This is a genomic window from Solirubrobacter phytolaccae (assembly GCF_027587195.1).
Classification (GTDB): Bacteria; Actinomycetota; Thermoleophilia; order Solirubrobacterales; family Solirubrobacteraceae; genus Solirubrobacter; species Solirubrobacter phytolaccae.
The window spans coordinates 1-13168 of record NZ_JAPDDP010000045.1 but is presented as its reverse complement, the minus strand read 5'-3'; the positions used below and the strand labels follow the sequence as shown (position 1 = coordinate 13168).

Below are 13168 nucleotides of genomic sequence, written 5' to 3'. Positions count from 1 at the left end.
CCTCAGCGGCGCAGCTTGTTGCGCAGCTGCCCGACGAGGAGGTCGACGTGCTGGCGCGTCCGCCGCCCCTCGACGGGACGCAGCACGGCGGCCGGGATCGGGTGGCGGTACGCGGCGACGTCGCCGCGCTGGGTCCAGGCCTGGCGGATCCCCCGCCACCACGCCTTGTGATGACCGAGGTAGATGGCGTCGATCAGGTCGAAGACCGCGTGGAACGCCATCCGCGGCACGGCCATGGCCACGGGATACCGCAGCCACAGGTGCCACTGGTTGTTGCGGGTGCGCAGCTGCAGCGTGCGCGCCGAGGCCGGCTTGCGGCTCAGCGGGCGCAGGTGGTCGAAGGGCGCGTCGGGGAAGTACCGCGTCTCCCAGCCGGCGCCGGCGAGCCGTACGGTGACGTCGATCTCCGAGAGCGTGAAGAAGTAGGGCGGGAAGAACCCCCCGACCTCCAGGAACGGCGTGCGCCGCAGCATGCAGCAGCCCTCGGCGAAGAAGTAGCAGTCCAGCCCCTCGGCCGGCGCGCCCGGACGGCCGCGGCGGAACCACCAGTCGAACGAGCCGAGCTCCGTCGAGACCACGATCTCGCGCGAGTCCGGGTCGACGTCGCGCACCAGGCCCGTCGCCACCCCGAGCCGAGCGTTGGCCTCGAACGCGTCCACGAGGCGCTCGACCGCACCGGGGCACGGGTGCGAGTCGTCGTCGAGCATGACGATCAGCTCGTTGCGGGCGGCCTCCGCACCCAGGTTGCGGCCCGCGGCGCCGAGGTCGGGGACCGGCACCAGCCGGATCGGCTCGCCGAACGCCTGGACCGCTTCAGCACTGCCGTCGGAGGAGGAGTCGGCGACGATGATCTCGTCGAAGACGTCGAGGCGAAGCAGCTCCTCGAGCACCTCGACCAGCCGCTCTTTGCGGTTGTGCGACAGGATCACGGCGCTCACGAGCTGCATCACGCACGCAAGGCTAGCCCCCGTGGCCAGGGCGCAGGGCACCGCTAGTGTTAGTCCGCGCGTGCGCCAGTCGATCGTGATCGTGACGAAGGATCGTCCGGAGCTGCTGGCCGACACGCTTGCCAGCCTCGCGGCATGCGCGCTGCGCTCCGCCGAGGTGCTCGTCGTGGACGCGTCCGAGGGAAGCGAAAGCCGGGACGCGGTGAGCGCGGCGACGGCGGCGCACCCCGCGCTGGAGCTCCGCCATCTGGGCTCCGCGCCGGGCCTCTGCCGTCAGCGCAACTACGGACTCGACGAGGCGCAGGGCGAGATCGTCGTGTACGTGGACGACGACGTGCTGCTCGAGCCCGACGCGTTCGAGCAGCTGCTCGAGCCCTTCGAGGACCCGGGCGTCGTGGGCGCCACGGGAAAGATCATCGAGGGGTCTCCACGGAGGCTGTCCCTCAAGCACTCGCGGCTGCGCCGCTGGCTGCCCGGCGCCGGCGCCCAGGGCACGATGACCCGCAGCGGCTACCCCAACCGGCTGTGGTCGGTCGACGAGCAGCACACGGTCGAGACGATGTCCGGGTGCTTCATGGCGGCACGCATCCAAGACGCGCGGGCCACGCGCTTCGACGAGCGGCTCGAGGCGCCCAACGGCTACGCGTTCCTCGACGACGAGGACTTCGCCTACCGGCTCTCGCGGCGCGGCCGGCTGATCTACACGCCCAAAGCCCAGCTCGTCCACCGCAACACCGGCTTCAGCACGTCGCGTGCGCGTGAGTTCAACCGCAGGCTCGTCGTCCGGCGCCACTACACGCTCGAGAAGTCCTTCTCCGATCGGCGCGGGGCGCACGCGCACTGGTGGGCGATGATGGCGATCACCGTCGTCCACCGCGTGGTCAACGCAGACTGGCAGGGTGCCCGCGGGCTGCTCGACGGGCTGTGGGACGTCGCACGGCGGAGAACCCTCTGAGCGCGCCTGGTCCCGTCCGGGTGACCTTCGTCTCCTCGCACGCGCAACCGGGCGGATCGGAGCGCTATCTCGAGCTGTTGCTCGGCGAGCTCGGACCCTCATGGATCGCCGAGGTCGTCGTCTTGCAGGCGGGCTGGCTCGTGGATCGGCTGGGCGCGGCGGGGTACCCCGTGACCGTCGTGCCGGCGGGCAGGCGACTCGGCCTCCTCACGGGCGCGGTGCGTCTGCGCCGTGAGCTGAGGCGCGTGCGGCCCCGCGTCGTCCATGCCAACGGCATCAAAGCGGCCCTGGTCGCGGGGCTCGCGACGCTCGGCTCGAGCGTGCCCGTCATCTGGGTCAAGCACGACTTCTCCGGCGATCGCTGGCTCACGAGCGTGGTCGCCCCGCTGTGCCGGCAGGTGGTCGGCGTGAGCTCGGCGGTCACCGCGGCCGTGCCCGGCGCCCTCTCCGCGCGTGTGCACGTCGTGCCCAACGGCACCCGGCCGGTCGACGTGGACCGTGACGCGGCTCGAGCGCAGCTGCGCGAACGGCTCGGCCTCGACATGACGGCGCCGGTCGTGCTCTTCCTCGGCCGCCTGAGCCGTGTGAAGGGCGCCGGGATGCTGGTCGCGGCGCTTCCTCGACTGCGCGAGCGCGTTCCGAACACGCAGGTGGTGATCGCGGGGGAGCGCGATGTCTCAGAGCCGGAGATCGCGGACGAGCTGCCCGTGCACGCGGCGGGCCTCGGCGTGACGAGCGCGGTCAGCTTCCTGCCGTGGCAGGACGATCCCGCACGGCTGCTCGCCGGCGCGGATGTGGTCGCGGTCCCGAGCGGGCCGCACGTCCCGGGCGGATCCCCGGGGGAGGGCTTCGGCCTGGTGGCGATCGAGGCGATGGCGGCAGGCACGCCCGTGGTGGCCGTGGCGGCGGGGGCGCTCCCGGAAGTCCTGGGCGACGCCGGCCGGCTCGTGCCGCCGACCGCCGACGCGCTGGCCGACGCGCTCGCCGACGTGCTGCTCGACCCGGCCCTTCGCGAGCGCTTCGCGGTCGCCGGTCGGCGCCGTGTGGCCGAGCACTTCACGCTCGAGCGGATGGCCGAGCGCATGCAGGAGCGGTATCGCGAGGCCGTCCGATGACCCGCCGCATCCTGCACGTCGTGCAACCAGCCGAAGGCGGCGTCCCGCAGCACGTGGTCCACCTCACGGGCGAGCTCAGCGCGCGCGGCTGGGACGTCGAGGTCGCGGCCTCGGAGGCGGCCGGACCGGGCTCTCCGCAGCGCGCCCGGCTGGAAGCGGCGGGCGCGCGTGTGCACGCGCTGCCGATGTCGGGGCTGATCGGCGCCGGGGGCGTGCGGACCATCGCGCGTCTGCGCGAGCTCGACTCCGACCGGCGCTACGACGTCATCCACGCCCACTCGTCCAAGGCCGGCGCGCTGGTCCGCGCGGCGCTGCCGCGCTCCCGGCGGATCGTGTACACGCCGCACTGCTTCGCGTTCCTGGCCGGGTTCGGCGCCGCGCGCCCCGTCTACTGGGCCGCCGAGCAAGCGCTGCTGCCGCGCACCGGCGCGCTGGTGGCCTGCTCGAACTGGGAGGCGGCGGGGAGCCGGCGCAGTCTCCTCGGCACGCGCCGGAAGCTCCACGTCGTTCCGAACGGCGTCCCGGCGTGCGTGAGCGCCGAGCCTGACCCGCGGCTCACGGCCCTGCCCCGGCCGATCATCGGCTTCCTGTCGCGGATGGATCCGCCGAAGGAGCCGGTGCGGTTGGTCGAGGCGGCGGCGCTCGAGCCGTTCCCCGGCACCGTGGTGATCGTCGGCTCCGGTCAGTTCGAGGGGGAGGTGCGCGAGGCGATCGCGGCCCATGGCCTCGGCGAGCGGGTCGTCCACCTGCCCTTCACCCCGCCCGTGGAGCGCTTCCTGCACGGCTTCGACATGCTCGTGCTGCCCTCGCGCTGGGAGTCGCTGCCGCTGGCCATCCTCGAGGCGATGGCCTGCGGGCTGCCGACGATCGCGAGCGACGTCGGCGGCATCGCCGAGGCCGTCGAGGACGGCGTCACCGGCCGGCTCGTCCCGCCGGAGGACACGGCCGCGCTGGCGGCGGCGATCAGCGCGCTCGCCCACGATCCGGAAGGGCTGCGCGCCATGGGTGCGCGCGCTCGCGAGCGCTGGTCCGAGCGGTTCTCGCTCACGCGCATGGTGGACGACCTCGAAGTGGTCTACGCCGAGCGCGCCGCCGCCTGAGCGCGCGCGAGGGCGGCGAGCATCGCGACCTGCGCGATGAACGTCGCCGCAATCACGTTGTTGCGCGGCGGGTAGTCGCCGAGGCTCGTCATCACGCTGCCCACCATCGACGCGGTGAGCGCGAGCCCGAGCGCGCCCGTGACCGGATCGCCGCGGGTGCGAGCCGCCTGCACGACCATGCGGCCGACGGCCACGAGCAGCCAGAGCAGCGCGACCAAGCCGGCCGTCCCGAGCTCCACCGCGAACGTCAACACGACGTTGTGGGCGTGGTCGTACGGCTCGCCGCCCTCGTTCAGCCCGACTTCCCGCGAGACCAGCGGGAAGTTGTGTGCGCCGACCCCGAGCAAGGGATGATCGGCGAAGACGCCGGGCACCGCGCTGTAGATCTCGAACCGCGGGTCGTTGCGGACGGCGCTGCCGCCCTGGCCCAGCGTGCCGAGCCGCGAGGTCACCACCTCGACCTGGTGCGATTGGGACAGCGCCCGCGCGTTCGCGAACGCGGACACGAGCAGCACCGCGAGCGCCACGAACGCGAGGCGACGGAACGGCGGCGACAGCAGCAGCACGAGGAAGGCCAGCCCGGCGCCCAGCAGGCTCGTACGCGACAGCGAGAGCACCAGCGCCACCACGCTCAGCGTGGCCACGACGGCCATCGTGGCGCGGAACCACACCGAGCCCCGCGTCGCCAGCACCATCGCGATCGGCAGCGTCATCAGCAAGAAGAAGCCCATCGTGTTCGGCTGGGGGAAGCTCCCCTGCGCGCGGCCCGTGACGGCGGCGCCGCCCGCGACGAGCGTCTGCGTCCCGCTCGTGGCGATGGCGAGCAACGAGACGAGCCCGCCCGCCAGCGCCATGCAGACCATCGTGCGCTGCACGACGCTGAACGGCGCGTTGGCGAGTTGCACGCCGACGACCGTGAACGTGGACCACATGAGCAGGACCTTCGTCACGGCCTCGGTGTCGCGCGCGACCGTGAGCCCGAGGGCGATCACGAGGCAGATGAGCGCCAGCGCGCGCAGCGCCGGCGGCACCGGCGGCACGCGGCCGAGCACCGCCCACTCGAGCAGCGTGGCGCCGGCGGTGAGCAGCAGCAGCAACTCCGTGGCGCTGAACCCGACGAGGCCGCCGACCCTGAACGAGAAGTACTCGAGCGGCACGGCCAGGAGCGCGAGCTGCAAGCCGAGCAGGGGCTGACGGACGACCACGATCACGACGACGATCGCGATCGGCAGGCCGAACCCGGCCGGCCCGCCGAGCTGTGCCATCACCATGACCTGGACGACCGCCGCCATGCAGGCGGCGGCGATGCCACCCAGGAGCAGGACGCGCGAGCCGACGGTCACGCCGACGATGGTAGGCGGCGCGCTGTCAGCGGGCGCGCCTGGCCACGGCCTTGCGCTTGGCGGCCACGCGCGCCTTCGCCCGGGCCTTGGCCTTCTTGGTGGCGCGCGAGGTCTTCGCGGACACCGTCTTCTTCTTGGTCGGCCGCTTCGTCGTCTTCGCGGGCGGGCGCTTCGTGATGGACGGCTTCGTCGGCGTGGCGGGCGGGGCGGGCGTGACCGGGGTGATGGGCGCGACCGGGCTGACGGGTGTGACGGGCGTGACCGGGACCACCGGCGCGGTGTCCACCGGGGCCGGCGTCTGCGGCGCGGGCGGCGCCGGCGTCAGCGGTTCCCGCGGACCTTCCGGGAGCTGCGGCCCTGGACCCGGCTGCTCTTCGCCATGCGTGAGGATCGCAATGCTGTCTTGAAACGCCGCCCAAGCAGGCTTGGCCGACCCATCCCACCTCCTCAGGCCACAGTTCGCGTAGAGGTCGTTGACGTCGTTGCTCGTGTCCTTGAGGTTGAACCAGATCGTCGCGTCCACGTAGGACCACTTGGCGACCTGCTGCACCTGCAACTTGACGAACTCGGCCTGCGTGGCCTCGGAGACGCCGTTGAGGTAGCGGTGGGTCGAGCGCGTCGGTGAGGTGCTGTAGCCGGCTTCGGTCAGCCACATCGGCTTCGCGCCGTCGCCGTTGGCCACCATCACGTCACGCACCGCCGGCACGCCGCGGATGAACGAGTACTTCGGGTCCTGGTCGATGCGCGGGTCCAGCGGCGAGACGTCGTCGCTGTAGGGGTGGATGGAGAAGGCGTCGAACGAGCCCTTGATGCCGAGCTGGTACAGCCGCGTGGTGAACGCATGGTCGGACGCGGACAGCGAGCCGGCGACGACCGTCGCGTTCGGGTCGGCCGCCTTGACGGCGGGGTAGGCCGCCTTGACCAGCGCGGCGTAGGCCGCGGCCTGATCGGGCGCCTTGAAATAGGCCTCGTGGTTGGGCTCGTTCCAGATCTCCCACGCCTTGACCCGGCCCTTGTAGCGGGCGGCGACCTTGCCCAGGGCGCTGGCGTACGCGGCGGGGTCCTTCGGCACGTAGCGGTCCACACCGCGCGACCACCACTCGCCCGCGCAACCCTGCTTGAGGGACTCGGGCGCGCTGGACGCCCAGCACGGCGTCCACGTGAAGGTCAGCAGCAGCTTGATCCCACGCGCTTCGGCCGCGTTCACGAGCGCGTCGAGGCGGCCGAGGTGGTAGCTGCTGAACGAGTCCGGGCCGGTCTCCTGTAGCGAGGACCAGCCGACGTCGACGCGGGTGATCGTCGAGCCCGAGGACTTGACGAGATCGAGCTGGCGCTTCATCTCAGCGGTGTCGACGTTGGCCCACAGCAGATGGGCCTGCACACCGGCCAGCTTGGTGGCGGCCGCGGCGGACGACGGGATCATCGACCAGGCACCGAGCACAGCAATGAACGCAGCAAGATATGCGCTGACCCGCGGGCGAAGCAAGGTGATGACCTCCCGATGTGCGTCCGCCCACGCAGTGGTCCTGTTCGGCAGCTCGGCTGACTCAGTTGAGTCCCGTGGCTTTGCGTCCCCGCCTCACGACGGGTTTGCCCTTTCGCAGGCGGGAAGATGGCTGACGCTACCTGTTATCGACAGGATGCCCTCTGGACACAAGCTCAAACATTTGATGAGCGTCCAGAATGTTCGCCGAAATTACTTTTCGACGGTGCGTCGGTCGCGCTCGTCGCGCGCCTTCTGCGGCGGCCCTTCGGCGTAATAGCCAGAAGTGAAGGGGCCGGGGTCCACGCGGTTGACCACCACGCCGAAGATCGTGGCCTGGGCGCGTCGCAACTGGTCGACGGCCTGCTCGGCCACCCGGCGCTGCGTCCTGCGGGCGTCCACGACGAGCACGACACCCTCGACGACGGACGCGATCAGCGACGCGTCGGCGGCCACGGAGAGCGGCGGCGTGTCGTACAGGATGAGCTCGTAGCGCGCGCGGGCCTCGTGGTCGAAGTCGCTCAGCGCCTCGGACCCGAGCAGCGCCGCCGGGTTCGGCGGCAGCGGACCGGCCGGCAGCAGGTCCATGCTCGAGTCGGCGATCGGCCACACGGCCTCGCCCATCGAGGAGCCGTTGACGAGGATGCTCGAGAAGCCCCGGGGGGAGTTCACCCAGGCGCCGCTCTTGCTGGCCAGGCTCGGGCGGCGCAGGTCGGCCTCCACGAGCAGCGTCGGCAGGTCGAGCTCGCCGGCGGCGCGGCCGACGCTGAGCGCGACGGTCGACTTGCCCTCCTGCTCGTCCGAGGACACGATGGCCACCGAGCGCGGGCGCTTGCCCACGTTCGCGAAGGTGAGGTTGGCGAGCACGAGCCGGAAGCCCTCGGCGGCCGCGCGGGCGTCGCGCGTCTCGAGGCGCTCGCCCTGCAGCAGCTGCTCCACGTCGGCCGTGGAGCCCTGCGGGATCCGGCCGATGATCGGGAGGCCGAGCACGTCGGTCATGGAGTCGGTGATCTCGAGGCGGCGGTCCAGGCGGTGCGCGGCGAGCGCGGCGCCGATCGCCGCCAGCGCGGCGAGCAGGGCGCCGGCCGCGAGGTAGAGCTTGGGGCGCGGACGGACCGGGGTCGAGGGCAGCGTCGCGGGCTCGGCGACGCTCGCCTTACCCGTCGAGGCCTCGGAGGACGCGAGCTGCCGCGTGCGCTCCTGGAAGACCTGCGTGTACGTGTTGGCGAGCAGCTGCGCCGCCTCGGGCGTCTCGGCCTCGGTCGTCACCCGGAGCAGCTGGGAGTCCGTCACGCCCTCCACGGTCAAGGCGTTCTTGGGGTCAGCGGGCATGCCTGCCCGGCCGCGGACGCGACGCTCGACCTCGTCCGCGAGGTTCTGCGTCTGCAGCAGCTGCACGAAGGTGGTCAGCAGCGCCGAGGAGATCTGCGTCTGCTCGAAGTCCGAGGACACCGGCCGGCTCGGCGTCACGAGCATGTAGCCCGTCGCCTCGTACGCGGGTGACAGCGTCGCCGTGATCGCGGCCACGGAGGCCAGCACGGCCACGAACGCGGTCAGCGCCGTCCAGCGACGGCGCCACACGATTCCGAGGATGTCGTCGGCCGCCGTACGGCGGCCGGAGGAGGTCAGGGTGTCAGCGGTCGCCACGGGCGAAGAGCAAGGCCGGGATCGTCTTCAAGACGATCTTCAGGTCGAGGAGGGGACTCCAATTCTCGATATAGAAATTGTCCCACTCGATCCGGTCTTGCAATGAGGTCTCTCCCCGGAGCCCGTTCACCTGTGCCCACCCGGTCAGCCCCGACTTGACGCGGTGGCGGTCAGGGTAGCGATAGATGGCGTCCTGGAACTGCTCGACGTAGTGCGAGCGCTCCGGGCGCGGCCCGATGATCGACATGTCGCCGCGCACGACGTTCCACAGCTGGGGCAGCTCGTCCATCGAGGTGCGACGCAGGAACGTGCCGAAGCGCGTGCGCCGGTCCTCGGGCGCAGCCTCGGTGCCGCCCTCGGCCAGGCCGAGCGTGGCCATCGCCCAGGCGGCGTCGTTCTCGCCCCGGGAGTCCGGGGAACCGGACATCGTGCGGAACTTGAGCATGTCGAACGCGTGCCCGTCCAGGCCGACGCGGCGCTGGCGGAAGAAGATCGGGCCCGGCGAGCTGAGCTTGGTGCCGACGGCCAGGACGGCCAGGACGGGCGAGAGCGCCAGCAGCACGAACGAGGCGATGATGCGGTCGATCGCGTACTTGATCGTGAACTGCCACGAGCGCGGGTCCGACGGGTTCAACGCGACGACCGGAAGGGCGCCGAGGTGCTCGACGCGCGCGCGGCGGCCCTCGACCTCGAACAGGCGCGGCACGACCATCACACCGACGCCCAGGCGCCAGCAGCGACGCACGATGTCCAGCACGACGGACGGCGGGGCGGTCGAGAAGGCGACGATCACGTGCTGCACGTCGTGCTCGGCGATCACCTCTTCCAGGTGCCAGGACGCGCCGAGCACCGGCAGGTCCAGCAGCGTCTCGTCGTCGCCGGTGAGCGGCTCCTTGTCGAGGAAGCCGATCGGCTGCAGGCCGTACTGCGGCTCGGCGACCAGCCGCTGGGCGAGCGTCTGGCCGACGTGGCCGGCGCCGACGATGAGCGTCGCGCGGCCCGTCGGGGTGGACGTCCGGCGCACGAGCGCCTCGGCTCCGGCGACGCCGAGCCGGCCGGTGCCGACGAGCGTCGCCATCAGCAGCCACAGGCGCACGCCGGCGTCGCCCGCACCCGGGTGGGTGGTCGCGAGCTCGAAGGCGGCGGCGAACATGACGATCAGCGCGGGTGCCACGAGCAGCGTCCGGCGCTCCTCACGGGAGGGCAGCGTCGCGCGGGGCCGGTAGCAACCGGCGGTCGCGAACGCGGCCATGGTGGCGAGCACGACGACGGCGGCGATCCCGTCACGCAGCGGCTGCGTGCTCCAGGCATGCGCGCCGAGGACGGCCAGGAGCATCGCGACGGCGTCGATGCCGACCAGCGCGAGCGTCCGTGCATTGCTCGAACGACGCGCGGCAGTCGTCGGTCGACCGACGGTCCGCAGCTCCAGCCCTGCTGGCAGCCTCTCGCTCGTTGCCACTTGTTCGCTCACGCCTCCGCCTACGCCCCTTCTACTACGCCGTCCTGTACCTCACTGCCGGGCACTGCCGCTCCCGCCACGGGCCGCTGTACCCAATTTCTGTGTGTAGACACTCGGTGTTTCTTCGTTTCGGTGGCCGTCTCCTGCTACCGATGACGCCTCCACGCGCCTGGCGGCAAATACGGTGTTGTCCAGGGATGATTGTGCGGCCGCCCTCGGCGGTACTCAACCAGTACATCCGTCCGTATGACGGATTTTTGGCACTCCGGACCTCTCTATGACCACCGAACTCGCGCCCGGCGCGGACAGTCTTCGCGCGCGTGCGCGCAAGCTCGCGCACCACGCTCCCGCCCCATTTGCAGCCGCTCTGACCCTGCTGCTGGCCTTCCGTGCGGGCGGGTTCTTCCCGTCGATCACGGCGATCACGGCGGTCGCCGGCGCGGTCGCTTTGGTCTTACGGGTGACACTTGCGGAGGATCCATTCGCGGGCTGGAGCCGGCTCGCGGCGGTCACCGCACTTGGCGCGGCGGGGCTCGCCAGCCTCGCGCTTCTGTCCGCCGTGTGGTCGGACGCGCCGGCCCGGGCCACCCTGGAATTCGATCGCGCGTTGCTCTACCTCGAGGTGCTGCTGCTGTTCGCGATGGCGCCGCGAGGGCCGCGGACGCTCGCGGTCCTGCTCCGCTGGCTGCTCGGCGCGTTCGCGGTCATCTGCCTCGCCGGGTTGGCGAGCCGGATCGTGCCGGACGTCTTCCCGACCTCGGGGCGGTTCGTCGCGGGGCGGCTCGCGTTCCCGCTCACGTACTGGAACGCGATGGGGATGGCGAGCGCGATCACGGTCCTGCTCGCGTTGGCGAACGCCGCCGACGCCCAGCAGCCGCGGCTGATGCGCGTGCTCGGCGCGGCCGCCGTGCCGGTCGGCGCGCTCGCGCTCTACCTGACGTTCTCGCGCGGTGCGATCGCGGCCTGCGCGGTCGGCGTCGTCGTCTACGTCGTGTGCGTGCGGCGGCTCCGCGTGTTCCTCGCGCTCGCGGCGGTGACGCCGCCGACGGCCGTCGTGCTGTGGTTCGCCTACCGGGCCGAGGAGCTCGGGACGGACCGCTACGCGGAGGGCGCGGGGCCCGGGCAGGGACACCGCGTGGCGCTCGTGCTCGCCCTGATGGTCGTGGCCGCCGCCGGTCTGCGCCTGCTCGCCGAGCGCGTCGAGCCGGCGCTGCGCCGCGTCGCCCGGGGAAAGGGCCCGCAGCGGCGCGCCGACCGCCTAGGGGTGGGCTTCGCGGCCGTGCTCGTGGTGGTCGCCGCGCTGCTGTGGGTGGACGCGCCGGGCCGCGTCACGGACGCGGTCGACTCCTTCCAGAGCGGCAACGTCGTCCCGGACACGGGCGACGCGCGCGACCGGCTGCTGCAGGTCGGCAACAACGGGCGCCTGGACTTCTGGAAGGTCACGCTCGACATCTGGGAGGACCACCGCGTCCTCGGCACGGGCGCGGGCACGTTCCAGGTCGAATGGGAGCAGCGGCGGCCGTTCTTCTACATCATTCGCGACGCCCACTCGCTCGTGCTGGAGACGCTCGCCGAGCTCGGCGTGGTCGGGCTCGCGTTCCTGCTGGTGATGCTGATGACGCCGCTGGTCGTGGCGGTGCGGCGCGGCTTCGACCGTGAGCGGGAGGACCGTGACGCGCACGCCGCGGTGGCGGCCGCCGGCATCGCCCTGCTGCTGCACGCCTGCACGGACTGGGACTGGGAGATGCCCTCGCTCTTCGTGTGGTTCTTCGCGGCGTCCGGCGTGATCGTCGCCGCCCCGCTGGGCGCGGCGCGCGGACGCCCGCCGGGACGCACGGCCCGTGTCGTCGTCGGCCTCGCCTGCCTGCTCGTGGCGGTCACGCCGTGGCTCGTCGCCAGCGCGGACTCGGCGCTGACGTCCGCCTCCCGCGCCTTCTCGCGCGGCGACTGCGCGACCGCTGTCAACGACGCGCTGACCGCGCGCGACCGGCTGCCGTTCGCGCCCGAGCCCTACGCGATCCTCGGCTACTGCAACCTGCGCGGCGGCGCCTACGCGCTCGGCGTGGAGGCCATGCAGTCGGCCCGCGAGCGCGACCCGGACAACTGGCGCTACGCCTACGGACTCGCCGTGGCCCAGGCCATCGCGGGCCGGGACCCGCGGCCGATGGCCGCCGAGGCGGTGCGGCTCAACCCGTTCGAGCCGATGGCGACGGACCTGCAGAAGGCCCTGAACTCGGACGATCCGGCTGTGCGGTTCCGCGCTGCCGCGCGCGCCAAGCTGCCGGGCGGCTGATCGGGGCGGAGTTCAGCTCGTGTGGCGCGCGGCGGGTTCGTGCGCGTCGGGGAGCACACCGTCGGGCCGCGTGTCAAGCAACTCGCGCTGCGCGGCGAGCCGCTTGACACGCGGCGGCCGGCGCGCTCTTGTGCGGGTGAGCGGCTGCGCCGGTTTGCGCCCGGGCGCGGGCCGAGTGCGCTCGTTTGGGCCGTCGTGCCACGCGAACCGCGAGTTTTGTACCTATGCGGTCGTTTTGTCGAGGTTCGCGTGGCGTCGGCCACGCGAACTCTGACTTTGTTCCCGCTATGGGAACAAACCCGACGTTCGCGTGGCATTGGCCATGCGAGTGATCGGTTGGTCAACCTCTGGTTGACAAAGTGAACGCTCGAGTGGCGGGTGCGCTCTGGGCACGCGTGGGGCTCGCCGGCCCCAGCCGGCCTGACTAGCCCAGAGCGCGCCGGCCGCGTCGGGTCAAGAAACTCGTGACGACGGCCGCGCACTCCGCCGCCGTGGCGGGCACGAGTTTCTTGACGCGGCGCCCGACGGTGTGCTCCCCGGACACGGCGACACAACGAGACGCGTCGCGCGCGGAGCTCCACGGCGATGGCGCGGCGGGACGTGGCGCGGCGGGACGCGGCGGTGGAACGCGGCGGTGGGCCGCGCAACGAGGGGCGGCGCAGCGACAGGCGGCGCGGCGACAGGCGGCGCGGCGACAGGCGGCACAGCGAGAGACGGCGCAGCCCGGCGGTGTGCGTGGCCGAGGCGGCGCGGCGGGGGCGGCGCGGCGAGGCGGGACGGCTGGACGTCGGTCGCGAGCATCGAGCCGCTCGTGTCGAACACCAGC

General features: G+C 72.3%; 9 protein-coding genes and 1 riboswitch. Of the genes, 4 read left to right on the top strand and 5 right to left on the bottom strand.

All coding sequences use genetic code 11. From position 1 onward, the window contains the following. Nucleotides 1-2: 2 nt before the first annotated feature. Nucleotides 3-947, bottom strand: coding sequence for a glycosyltransferase family 2 protein (locus OJ997_RS21975; protein ID WP_270027384.1), 945 nt, complete (start codon nt 945-947; stop codon nt 3-5). 61 nt (nt 948-1008) lie between these two features. Between OJ997_RS21975 and OJ997_RS21970 the strand changes: the two genes are divergently transcribed. Genes OJ997_RS21970 through OJ997_RS21960 form a run of 3 tightly spaced genes read left to right on the top strand, consistent with a single transcriptional unit; the run spans nt 1009 to nt 4117 of the window. Then, on the top strand, nt 1009-1902 hold the full coding sequence (locus tag OJ997_RS21970) for a glycosyltransferase family 2 protein (RefSeq protein ID WP_270027383.1): 894 nt from the start codon (nt 1009-1011) through the stop codon (nt 1900-1902). A gap of 20 nt (nt 1903-1922) precedes the next feature. After that, entirely contained in the window at nt 1923-3017 is a 1095-nt protein-coding gene (locus tag OJ997_RS21965) for a glycosyltransferase family 4 protein (protein ID WP_270027382.1), read from the top strand. Next, nucleotides 3014-4117, top strand: a complete 1104-nt coding sequence (locus OJ997_RS21960; protein ID WP_270027381.1) for a glycosyltransferase — start codon at nt 3014-3016, stop codon at nt 4115-4117. The genes OJ997_RS21965 and OJ997_RS21960 overlap by 4 nt, the downstream gene beginning before the upstream one ends. Here the strand turns inward: OJ997_RS21960 and OJ997_RS37735 are convergent. The 4 genes from OJ997_RS37735 to OJ997_RS21940 form a co-directional block, all read right to left on the bottom strand. Further along, on the bottom strand, nt 4093-5460 hold the full coding sequence (locus OJ997_RS37735) for an O-antigen ligase family protein (protein WP_270027380.1): 1368 nt from the start codon (nt 5458-5460) through the stop codon (nt 4093-4095). The genes OJ997_RS21960 and OJ997_RS37735 overlap by 25 nt on opposite strands. Before the next feature lie 25 nt (nt 5461-5485). Next, nucleotides 5486-6901: a cellulase family glycosylhydrolase gene (locus tag OJ997_RS21950; RefSeq protein ID WP_270027379.1), complete on the bottom strand. Its 1416-nt coding sequence runs from the start codon at nt 6899-6901 to the stop codon at nt 5486-5488. An 88-nt stretch (nt 6902-6989) separates the two neighbouring features. After that, nucleotides 6990-7065, bottom strand: a riboswitch (cyclic di-GMP riboswitch). Between the two features lie 91 nt (nt 7066-7156). Next, a complete protein-coding gene (locus OJ997_RS37730; RefSeq protein ID WP_270027378.1) occupies nt 7157-8590 on the bottom strand; it encodes a tyrosine-protein kinase domain-containing protein in 1434 nt (477 codons plus the stop codon). Then, a complete protein-coding gene (locus OJ997_RS21940; protein WP_270027377.1) occupies nt 8577-10061 on the bottom strand; it encodes an exopolysaccharide biosynthesis polyprenyl glycosylphosphotransferase in 1485 nt (494 codons plus the stop codon). Before OJ997_RS21940 ends, OJ997_RS37730 begins: the two co-directional genes overlap by 14 nt. A 265-nt stretch (nt 10062-10326) precedes the next feature. Between OJ997_RS21940 and OJ997_RS21935 the strand changes: the two genes are divergently transcribed. Then, on the top strand, nt 10327-12342 hold the full coding sequence (locus tag OJ997_RS21935) for an O-antigen ligase family protein (protein ID WP_270027376.1): 2016 nt from the start codon (nt 10327-10329) through the stop codon (nt 12340-12342). Nucleotides 12343-13168 lie beyond the last annotated feature (826 nt).

What these genes read in the sequence shown, in the direction of transcription:
- OJ997_RS21960 (WP_270027381.1), top strand. Translation starts at nt 3,014, where the DNA reads ATGACCCGCCGCATCCTGCACGTCGTGCAACCAGCCGAAGGCGGCGTC.
- OJ997_RS21935 (WP_270027376.1), top strand. Translation starts at nt 10,327, where the DNA reads ATGACCACCGAACTCGCGCCCGGCGCGGACAGTCTTCGCGCGCGTGCG.
- OJ997_RS21975 (WP_270027384.1), bottom strand. Translation starts at nt 947, where the DNA reads ATGCAGCTCGTGAGCGCCGTGATCCTGTCGCACAACCGCAAAGAGCGG.